Origin of the sequence: Allobosea sp. LjRoot237, from assembly GCF_964253285.1 — a bacterium.
GTDB lineage: Bacteria > Pseudomonadota > Alphaproteobacteria > Rhizobiales > Beijerinckiaceae > Allobosea.
Genome location: NZ_CAXUQP020000001.1, coordinates 2,782,832 through 2,802,792, shown reverse-complemented (window position 1 = coordinate 2,802,792; position 19,961 = coordinate 2,782,832). Strand labels below are relative to the sequence as shown.

The 19,961-nt window shown below is 65.9% G+C and carries 8 protein-coding genes; 2 read left to right on the top strand and 6 right to left on the bottom strand.

What is annotated here, in order from left to right:
- Window positions 1-732 precede the first annotated feature (732 nt).
- The 3 genes from ACSQ24_RS13540 to ACSQ24_RS13530 all read right to left on the bottom strand — a co-directional run bounded on the left by ACSQ24_RS13540 (window position 733) and on the right by ACSQ24_RS13530 (window position 5,253).
- Window positions 733-1,611 (bottom strand): glycosyltransferase family 2 protein, encoded by an 879-nt coding sequence (locus ACSQ24_RS13540; RefSeq protein WP_436095175.1) that lies wholly within the window; start codon window positions 1,609-1,611, stop codon window positions 733-735.
- Window positions 1,608-2,264 carry a class I SAM-dependent methyltransferase gene (locus ACSQ24_RS13535; RefSeq protein WP_436095174.1) on the bottom strand — a complete coding sequence of 219 codons (657 nt, stop codon included), beginning with the start codon at window positions 2,262-2,264 and terminating at the stop codon, window positions 1,608-1,610. The genes ACSQ24_RS13540 and ACSQ24_RS13535 overlap by 4 nt, the downstream gene beginning before the upstream one ends.
- Window positions 2,265-2,397: 133 nt before the next feature.
- Window positions 2,398-5,253 (bottom strand): right-handed parallel beta-helix repeat-containing protein, encoded by a 2,856-nt coding sequence (locus ACSQ24_RS13530; protein ID WP_436095173.1) that lies wholly within the window; start codon window positions 5,251-5,253, stop codon window positions 2,398-2,400.
- 305 nt (window positions 5,254-5,558) lie between these two features.
- Here ACSQ24_RS13530 and ACSQ24_RS13525 point away from each other — a divergent pair, with 305 nt between their 5' ends.
- Window positions 5,559-6,857: a lipopolysaccharide biosynthesis protein gene (locus tag ACSQ24_RS13525; protein ID WP_436095172.1), complete on the top strand. Its 1,299-nt coding sequence runs from the start codon at window positions 5,559-5,561 to the stop codon at window positions 6,855-6,857.
- A complete protein-coding gene (locus ACSQ24_RS13520) occupies window positions 6,854-7,552 on the top strand; it encodes a 4'-phosphopantetheinyl transferase family protein (protein ID WP_436095171.1) in 699 nt (232 codons plus the stop codon). Before ACSQ24_RS13525 ends, ACSQ24_RS13520 begins: the two co-directional genes overlap by 4 nt.
- Window positions 7,553-7,580: 28 nt before the next feature.
- On the opposite strand, the gene ACSQ24_RS13515 is transcribed toward ACSQ24_RS13520, so the two are convergent.
- The 3 genes from ACSQ24_RS13515 to ACSQ24_RS13505 are packed head-to-tail and all read right to left on the bottom strand — an operon-like array spanning window position 7,581 to window position 19,661.
- Window positions 7,581-9,836, bottom strand: coding sequence for a condensation domain-containing protein (locus ACSQ24_RS13515; protein ID WP_436095170.1), 2,256 nt, complete (start codon window positions 9,834-9,836; stop codon window positions 7,581-7,583).
- An 8-nt stretch (window positions 9,837-9,844) separates the two neighbouring features.
- Window positions 9,845-17,809 carry an amino acid adenylation domain-containing protein gene (locus ACSQ24_RS13510; protein ID WP_436095169.1) on the bottom strand — a complete coding sequence of 2,655 codons (7,965 nt, stop codon included), beginning with the start codon at window positions 17,807-17,809 and terminating at the stop codon, window positions 9,845-9,847.
- Window positions 17,802-19,661 carry an amino acid adenylation domain-containing protein gene (locus tag ACSQ24_RS13505; RefSeq protein ID WP_436095168.1) on the bottom strand — a complete coding sequence of 620 codons (1,860 nt, stop codon included), beginning with the start codon at window positions 19,659-19,661 and terminating at the stop codon, window positions 17,802-17,804. The genes ACSQ24_RS13510 and ACSQ24_RS13505 overlap by 8 nt, the downstream gene beginning before the upstream one ends.
- Window positions 19,662-19,961: the final 300 nt, after the last annotated feature.

Sequence of the window (19,961 nt, the reverse complement as noted above, 5' to 3'; positions counted from 1 at the left end):
ATCTACAAAATCCTGAGCCATATCAGCATGCTATAATTTTAAAAAAATTATACGTCGCTAAAATATTTAAAATAGGCCCAGAAATGTCGTAGTATTGTATTTTTGTGCTTACCGATAAACCGTCATTGCCTCTGGCTCGGGTCAGGCAAGATATAAAAACTGAAGGCACGCGGTGACAAGAGCGCTTGAGCAGTTTGAGCGCTGACGGCCAACTCGGAATGCGCCTCTTTCAAGTGATGATAGCAGTTTATTGGAGGGCTGTCTGCCAAGCGCTGAATGGGGTAATACTATCGAGATTTTTTACATCAGAGATTCTAATATAAGTTGTATCAAAAGCGCTGGATCGGGAGCAGGCAGGCTCGAGAAAAATCGCAGAGACAATGTCAGTTGAATAAAATTTGAAGTGTGGTGCGTCGAAATTAAAGTATATATTGGTCTATTTGTTAGTTGTTTTTAGTATATTTGATGTAAATCTTGCAGATTTAGGGGTTTGGTGTCCCACGGAGCCTGGGTCGCTTGCGATCATCGGCGGCCCTGGGCCGTTGAGGATTTGAGCGGTTGGGGACTGAGGCGGCGTGATAGCTGAGTTGGTAAGAAGGTTGTGATCTTCACGATCATGTGAGGGCTTCTCGGCGCTGAGCAGCGGAAACGTCGAGGCCAGGGTGACTGCCTGGTGGCATTTTGCGAACCGTCGTTCACATCCGGCCCCCATTCCTGCTGGCTTTCTGTCGATCACGAGGCAATCGGGTCTGGTCGAACCTCTCGTCGATGCAGTGGCAAAGCGACCAGTTTCCGGAGCCGCCGCCAGGCAAATGGCAGGAAGCTTCGCTGGGCGTGGTCCATGGGCGTGCGCAATACCAGGCCGGGGTCGATGATCATTGTCCTGCCGGTCTGGGCGGCGAGGCCTCGGTTGAAGACGAGGTGCTCGCAGATGCTGGGGCCGGCCTGGAGGTAGCTGCCGAGGCGATAATCATCGGCGCGATAGAGGCACAGGCCGTTGAAGGTCGAAGCGCATTCGATCTCGCGGTCATTCGTGAGCGCCCGCTGGTGCGGATAGATCCGTGAGCGGAAGAACCGATAATACTTGAAGATGTCGACCCGGCTCTTCGCGAGGTCGTCGAGAAGGGTCTCGAATGATCGATGTTCGTCCTCGAACGCCAGGAGATCATAATAGTGCGGGCGCGACGTCGCCGACGCGCCGAATATGCGTTGCCGATCGAGCTTTGCAGCGGCGGCGAGCAATGCATCGGGCGAGGGCGGCTTCGCGATGACGTTGTCGATATCGAGAACGCAGACAAAGCGAGGCTTGAGGCCCGACGCTTCAAGTTCGCTCTTGAGCCGCTCGCGGCCCAGTGCCATCCGCCGGAGCCGCTCGGGCTCGCTTGCCATGAAGGGGGTCGGGACGAGGGTGATTTCACCTTGCGCCTCCGCACGCTGAAGCAGCAGGCGCGTCCCGTCTTGTGAACCGTTCTCGCCGACGAAGGCAGCCACGCGCAGGCCACTGCGTCGAAGCGTGTCGAGCAACTCCAGGAAGCGCGGGATCGTTGTGGCGCAGTCCTTGGCCAGAGCCAGAAAGGCGAAATCCTGACTCTTGGCTTCCGCTTGCTTCACGTCTCCGAACTCCTGATGGCGATCAGCGATTTGGGCAGGAACAGAACATTCTCGGTCAGGATCTCGGCATCCGGAAAAAGGTCGGCAAGCTGGGCCCGGTCGAGCATCGAGGTGCCTTCGACGATCTGCATGGCGTGGTCGAGCGAGGTCGCCTTCGCATAGAAGCCGCGGGACTTGCTCGATACCAGGCGCCGCTGCAGCGGCTGCGGCAGCCAGTGCATGATTGGCGCATTGCTGTGCGGGTCGAGCGGAAACCAGAAGTTCGGCGTCTGCACGTAATAGTTCGGAGCCAGTCGCCTGATCTCGGCCGCGACGCGCTTCATATCGGTCCAGCGGCCGACATGCTCGATCAGCGAGTTGGAGTGGACGAAATCGAAGCTCTGATCATCGAATTGCGCGACATCGCGGGCATCGCCCTGGATGACGTGAAAGCGCGGGTCGGGGGACGGCTCCTTCTCCTCGATGTTCAAGAGAGAGATCTCGACACCCGAATCCGGAAGATCGAACTGCCAGTAGTCGGCGTCTCCGCCCATGTCGAGAATCCGGCACGAGCCCCGCTTCTTGATCACGGCATCGATGATCGGGCGGACATAGGTTCTGAACCGCTCCTCGCGGAATTGCGAGCGCCGGAACGACCGCGGGATCATGTTCATGAGCTCTTGGCCTCGTAACGCCACGACGGTCCTGGAGGACATGATCCTAGCGATGATCATTCCGCCGGCAGCCCGGTCCGACGACTGAGTCCCTTGGGCTTGCGGGCTAAGCCGTTCTGGGCAGATGGTAGGCCTAGTCGGGACGGACGAGCCGACCGCCGGCCTCTTGGCCAAGGCTGCGGAAGGTTTCGTAAGAGATGGGCTCGTGCCCCCAGATGAGGAAAGGGGCCTTTGTCTGTTGGCGCAGCACATAGGTGTTGCGGTCGAACCGGTTGCCGCCCGTTTCGATGATCCCGTAGTTTGGATTCGAAACCGGGACATCGCTGGCCCCGCCGGACAGGCCGGTGCCGCCCTCATAGATGATCTCGTTGTCGTGCACCGCGTTGCGCGCCGTCCGGTAGAACAGCTGTTTCGCACCATTTTGCCGGCTGGATTGACCCAACCGCTCGCGGCCCTGATCGACGATGACGATCCCGCTGCTGCCTTTGGCGACGGTGACAGTGTTACCGTAGACGCTGACGCCTTCCGACGCCGCGACCTGGATGCCGGCGCCCCACACCCAGGCGCTGCCTTGCTGGCCACCGCGCCCGGTGCCGTTCAGGCGAACGATGTTGTTGCGGATGACGGCGTCGAAGCTGATCTCGTAGAAGATTCCAGCGTCCGAATTGTGCTCTACGAGGTTGTTCTCGAACAGGACGTCGCGGCAGTCGACATCGCACCACAGACCGGAGCCGTAATTATCGTGCACATGGTTGCCGCGCAGCGTCAGGCGCTCGACCTTGCCTGCCTTGACGCCGCCAGCCTCCCAGGCGGCGTCGAAGCCGTAGGTGTTGTTCTCGTAGATCTCGTTGCCTTCGATCAGGACGTCGTCGCCATTCGGCGATATCCCGAGCTGGCCGTTGTGATGAACCTTGTTGTTGCGAACAATGCTCCGCTCGCCGGTCGCGATTCCCGAGCCGCTGTTGAAGCGGACCTCGTTGCCTTCGATCAGCCAGTCGGTGGCGCGCGAATTCTCGTCGCCGAAGATCGCGCCCTGCTGCGCCGGCGTCGCATATTTCTCGACGATCAGGCCTTTGACGGTGACGCCGCGTGCGCCTGCGTTGTTGAAGGCATAGAGCTGTCGCGTTCTCTCCAGGACCCGGCCTCGCGGATCGTCCGCGAGATAGCTCAGGCCGGTTGCAGCATCGGCGAAGACGCTGCCAGGCCGTAGGTCGGCGCGGTCGGCGACCGGCTCCAGCGGTTGACCGTCGAGAAAAAAGCGCCGCGGGTCGTTGCAGCGAGGCCGCGAGGTCAGGCAGGTGCCGAACGGTTTGATCGCGAGCCTCGGTGCGGCCGTCACCCAGAAGGCTCCCTCCCGTCGGATATCCGTGACCAGGTCGGCGCCGTTCAGCACCGCGCCGGGCTGACCGATGAAGATCTGCCCGTTCTTGGGTGCAATCAGTTGCGCTCGGTGGATGCCAACCGCGATGCAGAACGTCGCTCCTGGTGGTGCCTTGTCGACGAGGGCCTGAATGGAGGCGCCGACCGGAACCAGAATCGAGCCGGTGGGGCAGGGCGCGTTTTCGGCTGCTTCGGACGGAGGACTACCCAGCCATATCATCGTGCCGAGGAGAGCCGCGCCTGCGATGCGCGCGCTGTTGCGTCCTAGGGGGCGGGCGCGCGGGGGCTCCTCGACGACATGCCAGGCGCGATAGACCATCAGCGAACCGAAGCCGATCCCGAACAGTATCCAGAAGGGAATGCCGAGCATCGGCCCTTCGAGCGCGACGTCGAAGGACGCATCGATGACGATCGAGGCGAGATAGCAGACCAGGAAGACGAAGTAGCGCGCCCAGTCGAGGTCGCCGCGCCGCCAGGCGAGATGGGCGGCTCGCAAGAGCGCGATGGTCCAGCTGCCGATCGCCAGGAGCCAGAGCGCCAGCCCTGGCACGCCGCCTCTGCCCAAATAGGTCATGTGCACGCTATGGGGGCTGCGCAGGGTCGGGCCGCCACGCTCGAGGCCGACAACGAAGCCGTCCGCCTCCGCCAGATTGATGCCGAAGCCCTTGCCGGTCCAGAAATAGGGTCCGTGGACGGTGTAGTCGCGGATGGCCTGCCACCAGCCCAGTCGCCACTGCTTGGTCCCGTCGAGATTGTTGGCGTCGCTCGATCCGGCGACGCTGGCGAGGTTCTCGACGACGGCGGCGGCGCTGATCGGCCGCTCGCCTCGCGGCAGATCGATCTCCAGATCGGCGGCATAGGCCACCAGCAGGAAGAGCGTGAGGCCGCCGGCGATGGTGGCGAGGCGGGCTGATTGGCCGGTCAGGACCATGGCCAGGAGCAATGGGATCAGCAAGGCCAGCATGCCACCACGACTCTGGCTGGCGATGAGCAAGGCCGCGCCGAGAGCGACGATCAGCCAGGTGCGGCTGACCTTGCAAAGACCGACCAGCACGAGCACGAGCGCGCCGCAAAGATGCGCTGCGAGCTCCCCCGAGCGTACCGAGATGATCTCGACATTCTGGCCGGGCAGCTTCGGGATCGACGAACCGAAGAAGCGTGCGATGAGATAGAGCACGATCGCAATCGGGATCAGCACCCGCGCGTGCACCCGGAAATAGCCGACGATCTGGGCGATGCGGATCGGGCGTTCCACCAGCAGCGCCGCGACGATGAAGGCGAAACCGCCGTAAAGCGCGACCGCCCCGTCCCGTAGCGCGTCGACCCCGTAGGCGCCGACCCCTTGCAGCGTCCGCAGCAATACCCAGGCCATGAGCAATGCCGCGCTGACGGCCGGCACCGTTGTGAGCAGCGACATCGCGCAGCCTGAGGCGAGGAAGGCGAGGAGCCCGAGCGCGAAGAGCATCTCGCCGACGAAAAGCGGCGGCACGCCGAGATAGGCGAAGCTTTTCCCCAAGACGACATATCCGGCGAAGCCGAAAGCCAGGGTCGGCAGGTAGCGATCGGTCGCCCGCCGGCCGGTAGCAGCGCCAATCGGTGCTCGTGACATCACTTTCACCATCCGCCCTCGCTCCATGCGGCATCGACCGTCGCGAGAGGAGGGTAGCGCTCGGCCACGTCGAAGCAGGCTGGGCATTCGAGGTAGCCAAGCCGGCGAGCAGGGCGCCTCACCACCTTTTGGGCAGTCCCTATGCCCAGAGCGGCAGGCGCGAGGACGACGCTAGACTTCGAACCGTGAAGATGCGGCCAGGCGATCGCCAGCGGAGGCTCGATGACATGCAGCGCGTGGCCCGGATCGGCGGGTCGTTTGGCCCCCCGGGGCAGGACACGCCCGGCGGCAAGGCATGGACGGGCATGAGAGCGCGTCTTCGAGCGATGCTCGACCCGGCGCTATCCTTCGGCGACCAGGCGCTCGCCAGTGCCTGCAATTTCCTGACGACGATCCTGCTCGCCCGGGCGCTGGGCCTCGAAGCCTTCGGCGTCTACACGATGGTTTGGCTCGCGCTCTATTTCGCAATGAGCTTTCAGCTCGGCCTCATCGTCAGCCCGATGATGAGCATCGGTACGCAAGAGCGAGAGAGCGATGCCGAGGCCTACTACACCGTGGTCTTCCTCCATCAGGCCGGTTACGTCGTTGTCGTCACCACGATGATCTTTGCCGTTCTGATGTTTGCGGCCGGCCCGGCCTCGTCTCTTGCAGACGTTGCGCTGCCGGGGGCGATGGCTGCGGCTTGCTATCTGACGCAGGATTTCCTGCGACGTTATTTGTTTGTCCGCCGCCGGCCCGCGGCGGTTCTGCTGATCGACGCGATCAATCAGGCACTCAAGCTCGGCGCGCTTGCGTTGCTCTGGCAGGGCGGGACGATCAGCGTCGCGAATGCTCTATGGGCCGTCGCCGGTGCTGCGATGGTCTCGACATTCTGCGGCTTGAGCATGTCGGGACCTCTCCTGTGGAGGCCGCAGATCCTGGTCAGCGTCACCATGCGCCAATGGCGCTCGGCGCGATGGCTGGTTCTTTCCGGCTCCGTGCAATGGGTGCTCAGTTATAGCGGCCTCCTGATCACGGCCGGGCTCTTCGGGCCCAAGGTTCTCGGTGCGCTGAGGGCGGCGCAGAGCCTGCTCGCCGTTCTCAACCTGGTGCGGGAGGCGCTGGAGAATATCGTGCCGCCTCTGGCCGGCAAAGCGCTCGCCGAGGATGGCATGCCTGGTCTCCAGAGAACCCTCGGCCGCGCCATGCTATTCGCCGGTCTGATCGGTTCGGCGGTTGTCCTTGGCCTATGGGTGTTCGGTCCTTGGCTGCTGCACCAGCTCTATGGCGGTGAGATCCTCGAATTCGACTGGGTGATCATCTGGTATTCCTTCGCCTTCCCCATGGCGCTGATGAGCGTGGTTCTCGGCTGCGCCTTCCGGGCCTTGGAGCGCACGCGGGCGGTTTTCCTCGCAGCGCTTGTCGGAGGCTGTCTCAATCTGCTGGTGGTCTATCCAGCGGCGGTTGCCTTCGGCGTGGCGGGATTGATTGCGGTCACCCTGCTGTCGGAACTCGCCGTTCTGACCGTCCTGACGGTACTGGCGTTCCGGATCCCGGGCCTTTTGGCAAGCCGATCGCCGAAGCAAGACCACGCCGGCGGAGCTATCGCGGCACCCTCGTCATGATGCCGCTGCCGCCCTCTCAGGTGCACCTCTGGTGCTGTCGCGTCGATCTCGGCGCGACGGAAGCGGCGCGGCGGCGGGGAATCCTCTCCGACGCTGAGCGCGATCGTGCCGATCGCTTCCATGATGCGAAAGCGCGGATCGCCTTCATCGTGGCACGGAACTGGCTGCGGCGCGTCCTGGCTCTCTATACACCTGTCCCTCCGCCGCAGCTTCGTTTCGGCGAGACCGCGTTCGGCAAGCCGTTTCTCGCGAACGATGGGGACGGATCGCGTCTCGCCTTCAATCTCAGCCATTCCGGAGAACTCGCGATCGTCGCGGTGGCGGACGGGATTTCGGTCGGCGTCGACATCGAGCGCATCCGGCCGATTTCGGCTGACCTGCTGGCCGGGTGCCTCGCACCGCGGGAACTCGCAATCCTCTCGGCTCTGGCGCCGACGCTGCGCCAGGAATCCTTCATTCGCTGCTGGACGCGCAAGGAAGCCTGCCTGAAAGCGATCGGCATCGGCCTCAACGGGTCGCCGGCGAGTTTCGAGGTTTCGTTCGATCCGTTCGGGGCGCGGCTTTTGACGGTCGGGTCCGACCCGATCGAGGCCGAACTCTGGCAGCTTGCCGATTTGGAGCCGGCGCCAGGCTATTGCGGCACACTGGCCGCGCGGCATCGCGGCTGGTCGCCCATTTGGATGGCCCGGCCATAATCCTCGCTGGCGACGAAGGCTTTTGCCGTCAGTGCCGGTCCAGGCCGGTGGCCTCGGTGATCTTCTCGGCCATGGTTCGTGAACCGGCTTCTGAGAACGCTCCCTCGTGGCCTTCGCCGTCGACGGCAAAGCAGGGCGTGCCCGGAGCAAGATGGCTCCCCCAGCCCAGGGTAGCATCCGGTGGCCAGCCGGGTGGGATCGCGCCGCTCCGGAAGACCAGCACGCGCCCGTCATAGCTCGGCAGCGCATAGCGTTGGATCAGGGCCTCGAGCTCATCGGTCGTCCGCCAGAAATCAGCTTCGTCAGCCGCCTCTTCGGCCGGGCGCCAGAAGAGCAGGCGCTTGGCCTGCCGGACGGCTGCGGTCGACTGCAGCCAGAACGACATCCGCGTCACGAAGCTCCGCGGCCCGGCCTGCCAGAACCGCTTGGCGAAGCGGCCTGCGCGTCTCAGCCTGAAGCGCAGGCGCGCGCTGTAGGGCTGTCGCAGGAAGTAGCCCGGCGCCCAGCAATCGATCAGCACCACCAGATCGACCTGCTTTCCGCTTGCCACCAGCTGGCGGGCGACTTCCAGGGCGATCACGCCCGACCGGCAGAAGCCGGCGAGCCGGTAGTGGCCGGTTGGCTTGGTCGCGATGATCGCCTCGCAATAAGCTGCAGCAAGCTGCTCGATCGAGGTTGGCGCTGCGCCGTTCACCAGCGGATCGAGCAGTTGCAGCGCGGCGAAGGGCTGATCGGGGCCGAGCTCACGCGACAACGGTCGATAGAGACGCAGGTTATGGGCGGTGTGATTGAGCGCGAACAGGGTCGGCTGCGTGCCGGCCTGCTGCAGCCAGGTCCGGCGCAGCGCGGTTGCATCGATCACAGGTGGCGCCACCGGAGTAGCCGGCAGCCAGAGTGGTGACGCGATTGGCAAGGAGGTCGGCGCCGGCCGCGGCAGCTTTGCCGTCGGGTTGGCGACGAGCGCCTCCGCCAGGCTCTCGAACTGCGCGGCCAGCTCGCTCGCGGTCGCTTCGTCATAGAGGTCGCGATGGTATTCGCAGGTCAGGCGCCAGCCTTCCTCGCGCTCGACCAGGATGAAGTTGAGATCATAGAGCGCGCCCGGCAGGGGCGAGGGAATTCCCGACAATTGGAAGCTGTCATTGGCAAGCTCGCCGATGAAGGCGCGCTGGACGATGAAGTTGACCGAGATCGGCGGTCGGCTGGCGTCGCCGTTACCGGGGAGCAGCGCGACGAGTTTGCCGAACGGCCATTGATGATGATCGATCGCGTCCTCGAACGTGTCGCGAGCGGCTTGGCAAAGATCGAGGAAGCTTTGCTCCTCCGAGACCTTGGTCCGCAGCACGAGCGTGTTGACGAAGGGGCCGACGATCGCCTCCAACTCGACATCGTCGCGGTTGGCGATCTGCGTGCTCAGCACGATGTCCGACGCACCGGTGCGTTGCCGGAGCAGGGTCAGGAGAACGGCGTAAGCCGCTGAAAAGAAGGTCGTACCTTCCCTGCGAGCGAGATCGGCCAGTCCGGAAGTCAGGGCCCGCGGAAGCAGCCGCGACAGCGAGGCGCCATTCGTACTTCGCGTCGCAGGCCGCTGGCGATCGCCCGCCACCTCGACGAGAGGCAGATCGGCGAGCTGGCGTTGCCAATAGGTTTCCTCCCGCGCCAGCCCGCCGCCCGCCATGCCGTCAAGGCTTCCTTCGGCGAAGTCGGAATATTGGAGAGGGAGTTCGGCGAGAACCGGTTCGCGACCACGGCCGAGCGCCTGATAGGCCGCCACGAAATCCCTCGCGATGATGCCCATCGACCAGCCGTCGCTGACGATGTGGTGGGCGACGACGAGGATCACGGCCTCGGCGCGGCTCTTGCGCAGCAATGTCGCCCGAAGCAGTGGAGCCTCACCGAGATCGAAGCGCGCGCATGCCTCACCTTGGGCGATGCGATCGGCCTCTCTGGTGCGGTCAGCCTCGGGCAGGCCGGACAGGTCGATCTCCGGCAGCTTGAAGGCAGCGTGCTCGGCGATGGCCTGAACGAGGCGGCCATCCTCCAGCCGGATCGCCGTCCGCAGGGATTCGTGGCGGTCGAGGATCGCCTGAAACGCATCCTGCGCCAGGGAAGCGTCCAGATGTCCCCGGACGCGCCATTTGACGGCGATGTTGAGCGCCGGCGTGCCCGGGTCCCTGGCGTCGATCTCCCAGTAGCGCTCCTGCGCCGACGAGCATCTGGCCGTCATCACGATGCGCTCTGGCTCGCGAAAATGCGATTCCGGTTCGCGCGTGAACTGGTTTGCCATGGCTTGGTTCACCCTCTCTCGCGCTGCGAGACGGCGTTCGGTTCGGTCGGCTGTTGCGCGCCATCGCGCTGGCGTCGCCAGGGCCGCTTCCAGAATGTCGCGGCCGGGGCGGGGGCTTCCGGGACGGCGCCCTCGGGAAGCGCTGCTGCGACGGCGGCGATCGTCCGGTTCCGAAAGAAATCCCGGGCGGCGAGCTTGAGGCCTTCGCGGCGGGCACGGCTGGTAATCTGGAAGATGCTGAGGGAGTCGGCACCGAGATCGAACAGATCGTCATCGACGCCGATATCCTCGCGGCGCAGCACCTCGGCCCAGATGCGGATCAGCGTCTCCTCGACGGGCGTTCGCGGCATGACCTTGTCGGCCTTCGCCGGTGCGCTCTGGGCATCAGGTGCCGGAAGCGCGGCGCGATCGAGCTTGCCGCTCTGGTTCAGCGGCAGGGCCGGCAGGCCGACCCAGGCGGTCGGGACCATATAGTCCGGCAATTCCTGCGCCAGCACGGCTCGCAATTCGGTGGCGGACGGGCTCTCCGCGCCATTGACATGGTAGCAGACCAGCCGTGGCTCGCCCGGCACGTCCTCGCGCAGGATCACGGCCGAGACGATGCCGGTCTTGCGGGCGAGGACAGCCTCGATCTCACCGGGCTCGATACGGAAGCCACGCAGCTTCACCTGATGGTCGAGGCGCCCGAGATGCAGGATGCGGCCGTCGGGAAGGTATTTGGCGCGGTCGCCGGTGCGGTAGGCCTTCGCGCTCGTACCGGGGTCGACCGGATTGGCGATGAAGCTCGTCGCCGTGAGTTTCGGGTTGTTGGCATAGCCGCGCGCCAGGCCAGTGCCCGCGATCAGGAGCTCGCCGGGAATGCCGACGCCGACGGGCTCGTTGTTGCCGTCGACGATGTAGAACTGCGTGTTGGCGATCGGCAGGCCGATCGTGATGACCTCGTCCTCCGGCTGGATGCGGGCGACCGAGGACCAGATCGTGGTCTCGGTCGGGCCGTACATGTTCCAGAGCTCGCCGCCACCTTCGAGGAGCTTGCGGGCGAGGTCGAGCGGGAGGGCTTCGCCGCCGCAGAGCATTCGGCAACCCGGCCGCGAGCGGAAGCCGGCTTCGAGCAGCAGACGCCAGGTCATCGGCGTCGCCTGCAGGACGCTGGCGCCGCTCTGCTCCAGCCGTGCCAGAAGCTCGGCACCGTCCTTCGTCTCGTCCGTGGTCGCGATCGCGACCCGTCCGCCCTGGATCAGCGGCAGCAGCAATTCCAGCGCGGCGATGTCGAAGGTCACCGTCGTGACGGCGAGCATCGTGTCCGAGCTGGAAAAGCCGGGCTCGCGCGCCATCGCGAACAGGAGGTTGGAAAGCCCGCCATGGGTGACCTCGACGCCCTTCGGCGCGCCGGTCGAGCCCGAGGTGTAGATGACATAGGCCAGATGGTCGGGCGTGATCGCCGCCGTCCTGATCCCGGCCAGGTTGGCGGTGGTCTGGTCGACATCGATGAGCATGACGCGCTCGTCCGGCTCGACGACGCCGGGATCGAGCGGGCCCGCGGTCAGGAGAGCGACGGCCTCCGAATCCCGCAGGATTCGCTGGATGCGCGCCTTCGGCATCACGGGGTCGAGCGGCACATAGGGGAAGCCGGCCTTGAGCGCTCCCAATATGCCCGCCACCAGCGCCGGCGAGCGTTCGATCAGGAGGCCGACGCGGCTTTCGGGGGCTTCGACACGGGCCGTCAACTCGGCTGCGATCCGGTCGGCCCAGGCGTTCAGGGCGGCATAGGAGAGCTGCTGGTCGCCGCAGGACACGGCGATCGCCTCAGGCTGCTGTTGAACCTGCCGCTCGAAAGCCTGGGTGGTTCCATCATCGAGCTGGAACGCAACCTGGGTGTCGTTGATGTCGGAGACGAGTCGTTGGCGCTCTTGGCCTTCGATCAGCGGCATCGCTGCGATGACCGTGTCGGCGTTGGCGACGAAGGCGGCGAGCAGCGTGCGGTAATGCCCGAGCCAGCGGTCGATCGTCGTCGCGTCGAAGAGATCGGCACCATAGCAGCAATCGATCCGCAGCCCCTCATCGGATTCGCCGATGTTGAAATAGAGATCGAAGGTCGAGAAGGCCTTGGGATTCGGCTCGGCGCCGGCCTTGATCCCCGGCCCGAAGTCGAGATTGCCAGCCAGCCGTTCGAGATTGAACTGGACCTCGACCAGCGGCAGCCGCCCGGACACCGGCGGGACGCGCAGCCGCTTCAGCAGCGCGCCGAGCGTGAAGCTCTGGTGGTCATAGGCGTCGAGGATGGCGCGCCCGACCTTGTCGAGATGGGTCGAGAACGGCTCGGCCGGATCGATCCCGCCGCGGATCGGCAGGAAGTTGACGCAATGGCCAACCGGGGAGGGACCTTCGAGCAGAGACTGACCGGCAGCGGGAACGCCGATGACGAGATCGCGCTGACCGGAGAGACGCAACAGCAGCACCTGGAAGGCGGTGAAGAGTGTGGCGAAGAGCGTCCGCCGGCGCTTTGCGCCCGCCGCCTTCACCTTGCGATAGAGCTCGGCGTCGATGAAGCTCGTGCGCGTGCCGCCACGGAAGCTGCGCTGAGCCTGTCGCGGCCGATCGGTCGGCAATTCGAGCGGAGCCGGAAGCTCCGCGAACATGCCGATCCAGTAGGTCGCGGCTTCTTCCGTGCGCGCGTCATGTCGGGTCGTCGTCGCGTAGTCCGCGAAGGGCATCGGCGCCGGTAGTGCCTCGACGCCAGAGCGATAGGCGGTCGCGATCTCGTCGAGCAGGATGTTTGTCGACCAGCCGTCACAGACGATGTGGTGCGCCGAGAGGATGAGCACGTGCTTCCGCTCGCCGAGCCTTATGATCTCGGCTTCCGCGACCGGCCCTTGTACGAGGTCGTAAGGACGGCTCGCATAGGCCTCGATCAGGACTTGCAGAGCTGCCTGCGGATCGGGCTCGCTGCGCAGGTCGCTGATTGCGACCGGAAAGGCCCCCGATGGCGATACCTGCATGGTCTCGCCGTCCGCGGAGAATTTCGCCTGAAGGATCGCGTGCCTGGCAGCGACCTGCCTGACCGTCTCGGCGAGGCGGAGCGCATCGATGTCGCCTTCGAGCGTCAGGCTGACGGATTCGTTGAAGGCTGCGCTGGCCTCGGGGCCGGTCTGGTCCGACAGCCAGATTTCGCTCTGGGCTTCGGTCAGCGGAAGCTCGATCTCCGACGGGGCGACAGGAGTGTCCAGCGTGCGGCTTTCGGTTGTCCCTCCAGGCAACATTCCGTCCCTACGCATGAGATCGAGGCTGTCCTCGAAGGCGGCGACGATCGCAGCGATCTCGGCATCGCCGTGCTGGGTCGTCAGGAAGCAGGGATAATGCTCCTGGATGAAGATGCCGCGGGCGCGCAAATGGTAGTGCAGCAGGCTGCCGAGCCGATGATCGCGCCCAGGCTCGAAATAGAACACGCTGCCATAGCTTTCGATCGGCACATCCCAGCCGACTTTCGCAAAGACGCGGCGCAGATCTTCGACGAGGCGCTGCATGCGCTGCGTCAGGGTCTCGGTCAGCGCCGGGCCCTTCTCCTTCACGTGCTTCAGCACGGCGACGGTCGCCGCGAGCGCGAGCGGATGCCGGACGAAGGTTCCCGCAAAGAAGGTCACGCCGACCTCGGGCGCGCTGTCGTCGCCGAAGCGCCAGGCGCCGCCGTCGAGCGCATCCATGAAGCGGGGTTCGCCCGCCAGGAGGCCGACCGGTAGTCCGCCGCCGACGACCTTGCCGTAGGTGGCGAGGTCAGGCCGGATGCCGAGCAGGGCTTGCACGCCGGCGGGGTGGACGCGGAAGCCGGTGACGACCTCGTCGAAGACCAGAGCCGTGCCGCTCTGTTCGGTGATCGTGCGCAGTTCCTTGAGGAAGGCGGCGGGCAAATAGCCCGGCCGGCGGCTCTGAACCGGCTCGACTAGGACGGCGGCGAGCTCGTGCGCATGCTCGCGCAGCCAGGCGAGGCTCTCATCCGTGCCGTAATCCAGCACGGTCATGCGTCCGACGGCCTCCGCCGGAATACCCGGCGCGGCGGGCACGGATCGGCGTTGCTCGCCGGCGCCGACACCGCGGACCAGGACCTCGTCGAACTGGCCGTGATAGGCGCCTGAGAACGCTACGATACGGTCGCGGCCGGTGACGGTGCGGGCGACGCGCATCGCGGCCATCACGGCTTCGGAGCCGGTATTGCAGAAGGCGACGCGGGCGTGGCCGGTCAACTCGCAGAACAGCTGGGAGGCCTCGTGCGCGAGCGGCGATTGCGGGCCGATGGCGAAGCCATCGTTGAGCTGGGCCTGAACCGCCTCGACGACGAAATCCGGCGCGTGGCCAAAAGCGGTCTGGCCGTAACCGTTGACGAGATCGATATAGGTGTTGCCGTCGACATCCCAGATCCGGGCGCCCTTCGCCTTGGCGGAGACGATCGGATAGACCATTTCCTTCCAGTCCGCGGCGAAGCCGGAGACCGTGCGGGGGTCGGCCAGAACCGGACGGTGCTTGTCCGCCAGCCGCTTCGAGGCCGCGGTCTTGCCGACATAGAGCTTCGTCAGCCGGTCGATATGGCTGCGCTGGGCCTCGGTCAGGGCTTCGTTGCCTGTGCGGATCAGCGGCTTGAAGCGCGCCGCGGGACTGGCGGCACTGCTTGCTGGGGCCGTGGAAGCGAGCGCTGGCAGCGGCTGTACGGCTGCCGGAAGCGGCAGAGCAGGCGAGGGCTGCAAGACAGGCGCTGCTGCCTCGATGGCCGGCGCTGCGGCCTGGCCGCCCAGGGCCAGGAGCTGACGCTCCATCAACCGCGACATCACGTCGAGCTGCTCGCGCATCAACGCGTCCAGGCCAGAGCCGACCGGTCGTGCGGCGGCGATTGCGGGAGCAGGTGCGACGGGAATGGCGGCGGCGGTTGGGGAAGGCGGAGCCGGCACCGCGACTTGAATGGTAGCAGCCGGCTTCGCCACCTCTTGCGGACAAAGCTCGGCGATATGGCGCGTCACCTCGTCGACGCTCGGGAGATCGTCGAGCAACTGGCGGAAGCGGATCTGGACACCGAAGGCTGTCTGCAGGCCCTGCGCGGCCTGCGTCAGCAGGAGCGAGTCGAAGCCGAGCTCGAGGAAGCTGGCGCCGGTCTCATCCGCACCGAAGGGGCGCCCCGAGAGGTTCTCGAAGATCGCGGCGACCCGGCTGCCTAGGTCCGAACGGCCCAGGGGGATGTCGGTGTCAGCGTGGCGGTCCATGGCCGGTTCCTGCTCGGGTTGAGTGGGAAGAGGTTGATCGGGCGCCGCCGCCGGCAGAGCCGGTGCGGCAGGGGCCGAGACGACGGGCGCTTCGACCCAATGCCGGCTGCGCTCGAAGGGATAGGTCGGTAGCGAGACGCGCCCCGGCTTGCCGCCAGCCTGGTAGGCAGACCAGTCGGGCGCGATGCCGGCAGTCCAGAGGCGTCCAAGCGCCCCGGCGAGCATGCCTTCGGCGTCGCTTTGCGCATCGGGTAGGCAGGAGATGGCAGCCCGGCCGGCGCCTGCTCCTTGCAACGCGAAACTCGCAAGCGCAGCGCCGGGCCCCACCTCGAGCAGTACGGGCGATAGGCCGCGCGCCAGGGTAGCGATGCCGTCGGAGAAGCGAACAGGTTCGCGCGCATGCCGCGCCCAATAGGACGGGTCGGTCGTCTGTTCGGCGCTGACCCAGTCGCCGGTTACACCGGAAATATAAGGCAGCTCCGGCGCTTTGAGGCGGATAGCCGCGACCGCCTCGGTGAAGGGCGCGATCAACGGCTCGATCATGCCGGAGTGGAAGGCATGCGAGGTCTGCAGGCGGCGGTGCGTCGCTCCGCGCCGAGAAAGCTCGGCTTCCAGTGCCTCGATCGCGTCGAACGGGCCGGCAAGCACGCTCATGCCGGGCGCATTGATGGCCGCTACGCAGACGCCGTTGCGGGCGAGCGCCGCAATCTCCGTATCGGGCAGGCGTACGGCGAGCATCGCTCCGCCGGGCAGCTCCTGCATCATCCGGCCGCGCTTGGCGACGAGCGACAGCGCGTCCTCGAGCGAGAAGACGCCGGCGAGGCAGGCGGCAGCGAATTCGCCAACGCTATGGCCGATCATGGCGGAAGGCTGCAGGCCCCAGCTCATCAGAAGCTGCGCCAGCGCATATTCGACCGTGAAGATCGCTGGTTGGGCGAGCAGCGTCGCCGACAGCCGCTCCGGATCGCCGCCATTGCTCGGATAGAGCACGCTGCGCAGGTCGAGCCCGAGCTCGGACTTCAGCAGCTCGCAGCACAGGTCGACGGTCCGGCGAAAGACCGGTTCGCCCGCATAGAGCTCCCGCGCCATCTGGGGGTATTGCGAGCCCTGTCCCGGGAACATGAAGACGAGGTCGCCGGTGCCGGTGACCGCGGCGGCGCGTTCGACGTTCTGTTTGCGCAGGGCGGCAGCGGCTTCGGCATGGCTGCCACCAATGACAGCGAGGCGGTGAGGGAAGGGCCGCCGGCCCGCCTGCAAGGTGAAGGCGATGTCGGCGAGGCTCTGCTCCGGATGGGTTTCGAGATGCTCTGCGAGCCGGTCCCGGGCCCGGCCGAGCGCCGCAGCGCTGCGGGCCGAAAGTGTCAGGAGCTGGTTGCGGCGTGTTGGCGCTGCGGTTTCGCTTTCGGGCGCCTGTTCCAGCACGAGATGGACATTGGTTCCGCCGAACCCGAAGGCGCTGACGCCGGCGCGGCGTGGCCCGTCTTGTCCGGGCCATTCCTGCCTGTGGTCGGCGATGAAGAACGGGCTCTCGGGCAGCTCGAGCGCGGGATTCGGCTGCGTGACATGCAGGCTCGCCGGCAGCACCCCGCTCTTCACTGCGAGCGACGCCTTGATCAGCCCGGTGACTCCGGCGGCGGCATCGAGATGGCCGATATTGGATTTGACCGAGCCGAGCGCGCAGAAGCCGCGATCCTCGGTCGTCAGGCGGAAGGCGGCGGAGAGGCCGGCGACCTCGATCGGGTCGCCCATCGGCGTGCCGGTGCCGTGGCACTCGACATACCCGATCGAGCGCGCATCGACGTCGGCGGCGGCATGCGCCATGGCGATCGCCGCAGCCTGGCCGTCGACGCTCGGCGCGGTATAGCCGACCTTGCCGGCGCCGTCATTGTTGACGCCGACGCCGCGGATGACGGCGTAGATCTGGTCGCGATCGGCAACCGCATCCTCCAGCCGCTTCAAGACGACGAGGCCGGCGCCGCTGCCGAAGATCGTGCCGTTGGCGCTACTGTCGAAGGCGCGGCAATGGCCGTCCGCCGAGACGATGCCGCCCTCCTGGGCGAGATAGCCGCGCCGCTGCGGGAAGGTGATCGAGACGCCGCCTGCGAGTGCCATGTCGCAGCCATGGCAGAGCAGGTTCTGCACGGCCTGGGCGACGGCGAGCAGCGAGGTCGAGCAGGCCGACTGCACGGCGACGCAGGGTCCGGTCAGGCCGAGCTTGTAGCCGATCCGTGTCGCGGTGAAATCCGAGGCCGAGCCGACCAGCATCTGCAGGTTGCCGACCTGGAAGCCCGATGTGTAGTCGGCGATCGCCGAGCGGTCGTGAAGCAGGTTCTGCAGCAGGTAGGTGCTGGAGGTGGCGCCGGCGAAGACGCCGATGCACTGGCCTGGCAATGCGGGATCGTAGCCGGCGTCCTCGAGCGCTTCCCAGGCACATTCCAGCAGCAGGCGCTGTTGCGGATCGGTGAGTGCTGCCTCGCGCGGCAGCATACCGAAGAAGGGTGCGTCGAACAGATCGATACCGTCGAGAATGGGTCGCGCCGGAACGAAATTCGGAAGTGCACGCGTCGCCGCGTCGAAGCAGTCTTCGAGCTCGGCGGGATCGAACCTGGTGATGGATTCGACGCCATTCAGCAGGTTCTGCCAGAAACTACCGACACTCGGTGCGCCGGGAAAGCGGCCGGCCATGCCAATGATGGCGATGGCCCGCTCGGGGAGAAGGTCAGTCATGGGAGCCGCTCATCGACGCATTTCCGGGGAAGGATGCGGGCACGCCGCGTGTACGCAATCCGCGCTCGCGCGCCGCAGCAAGGCTGCCGAGCACACTCGGCTTCTGTGGCGTCAAATAGCCGGCCAGCGCGCGCACATTCGGATAGCGGTACAGGTCGACCAGGGCGAACCAGGGCAGATCCCGGACGAGGCGCCGATGAAGCTCGGCGATCAGCAGCGAATTGCCGCCGATGTCGAAGAAGTTGTCGTCGATACCGACCAGGTCGATCTGGAGGGTATCTGCAACGGTCTCGGCAAACCTCCGCTCCACAGGGTTGCGGGGCGCAGCGTAGGGGGCGGCGGTCTCCGGTCGCGCGCGGCCGGGCTCCGGCAGCGCGGCGCGATCGAGCTTGCCGTTCACGGTCAAGGGTATGTCGGGCACGAAGACGAAGGCTGCCGGCACCATATGATCAGGCAGGATCTCGCCGAGATGGGCCTTCAATGCAGCCGGCGAAGGACGCTCCGCACTGTCTGCAACAAGGTAGCCAATGAGGCGCTCGTGCCCGTCATCGGAACGAAGCAGCACGGCCGCCTGCCTGATCGCGGAATGGGACATCAGCGCGGTCTCGATCTCGCCGAGCTCGACGCGAAAGCCCCGGATCTTCACCTGCTGATCGGCCCGCCCGAGATGTTCGTAATCGTCGTCATCGGCCTGGCGAGCGAGGTCGCCGGAGCGGTAGAGCCGGGCGCCGGGCCTCTGCGGGTGCGGCACGAAGCGCGCGGCGGTCAGCTCTGGTCTGTTGAGATAGCCGCGGGCGAGCCCGGCTCCCGCGACGAAGATCTCACCGATCTCGCCGCGCGGCACCGGACGCAGGGTCTCGCCGTCGAGCAGCAGCAGTTCGAGGTCCGGGATCGGCCGGCCGATCAGGCTCAACCCTTGTTCGGCATCGGCAGGAGACAGGGGACGATAGGTGACATGCACCGTCGTTTCCGTGATCCCGTACATGTTGACGAGATGCGCATGCTCGCCGCGGCGCTGATACCAGCCGGCAAGGCGTCGTGGGTCCAGCGCCTCGCCGCCGAAGATGACGAGCCGCAAGGCGAGCCGATCGCGCCCGCTGCGGTCGTGGTCCGCACGGTCGAGGGCGGCGAAGGCGGAGGGCGTCTGGTTGAGCACCGTGACACCCTCATCTGCGAGCAGGCGCAAAAAGGCGGCGGGGTCTCGCGTCGTGCTCTCCGGCACGATCACCAGACGCCCGCCGTGAAGCAGCGCCCCCCAGATCTCCCAGACCGAGAAATCGAACGATACCGAATGGAACAGGGTCCAGACATCGCTGGGCCGGAAGCTGAACCAGCCTTCCGTCGCACTGAAGAGCCGCGTGACCGCGGCATGCTCGATGGCGACGCCCTTCGGCTTGCCGGTCGAGCCCGAGGTGTAGATCACATAGGCGAGGTCATCGGCCGCCGCCGGGCATCTCGGGGCTCGATCATGCGTCGCGTGGGCCTCTCCCGGATGATGGGGATCGAGCCGCTGTCGCCCGGCTGGCAGCCAGTCGAAATGTTCCGATGCGACGATGATCGAGGCGTCGGCATCTTCGACCATGAAAGCGAGGCGCTCGCCCGGATAGGCCGGGTCCAGCGGCAGATAGGCAGCGCCGCTCTTCAGGATGGCGAGCAGCGCCACGATCAGGTCGAGAGAGCGCGGCAGGCAGAGCCCGACGATCGTGCCCGGCTTTGCGCCCATGGCTGTCAGTTGGTGGGCCAGCCGCTCCGCACGCTCGTCGAGTTCGGCATAGGACAGGCTGGCGCCGCCCAGGGAGAGCGCAACGGCGCGCGGTTGAGCAGCGACTTGCGCGGCGAAGAGGTCGATCACCGTTGTCGGTGCGGGTAGAGCGACTGCGATCTCGGACTTATCGGGTCGCGGAGCTGCCGGCTGGACGGCACGTCGGCGCGAAGGTCCGGCGGGGTCGGGAGCAGCGGGTGCCCGTGACTCGCGAGGAGCTGAAGCCTTGCGGGTGGCTTTCCTGTCGATGGTCTGTGTCATGCAGGAAAGGCTATGCGCCAAGCCTGCATGACAAAATGGGAGCAGTCGGAGTAACGCCATCTCCCCAGGGGGAGGTAGATTCCGCGCGAGCGGCAGGCGCTCAGCGAATCCTACCGAGCGAGGCACGCC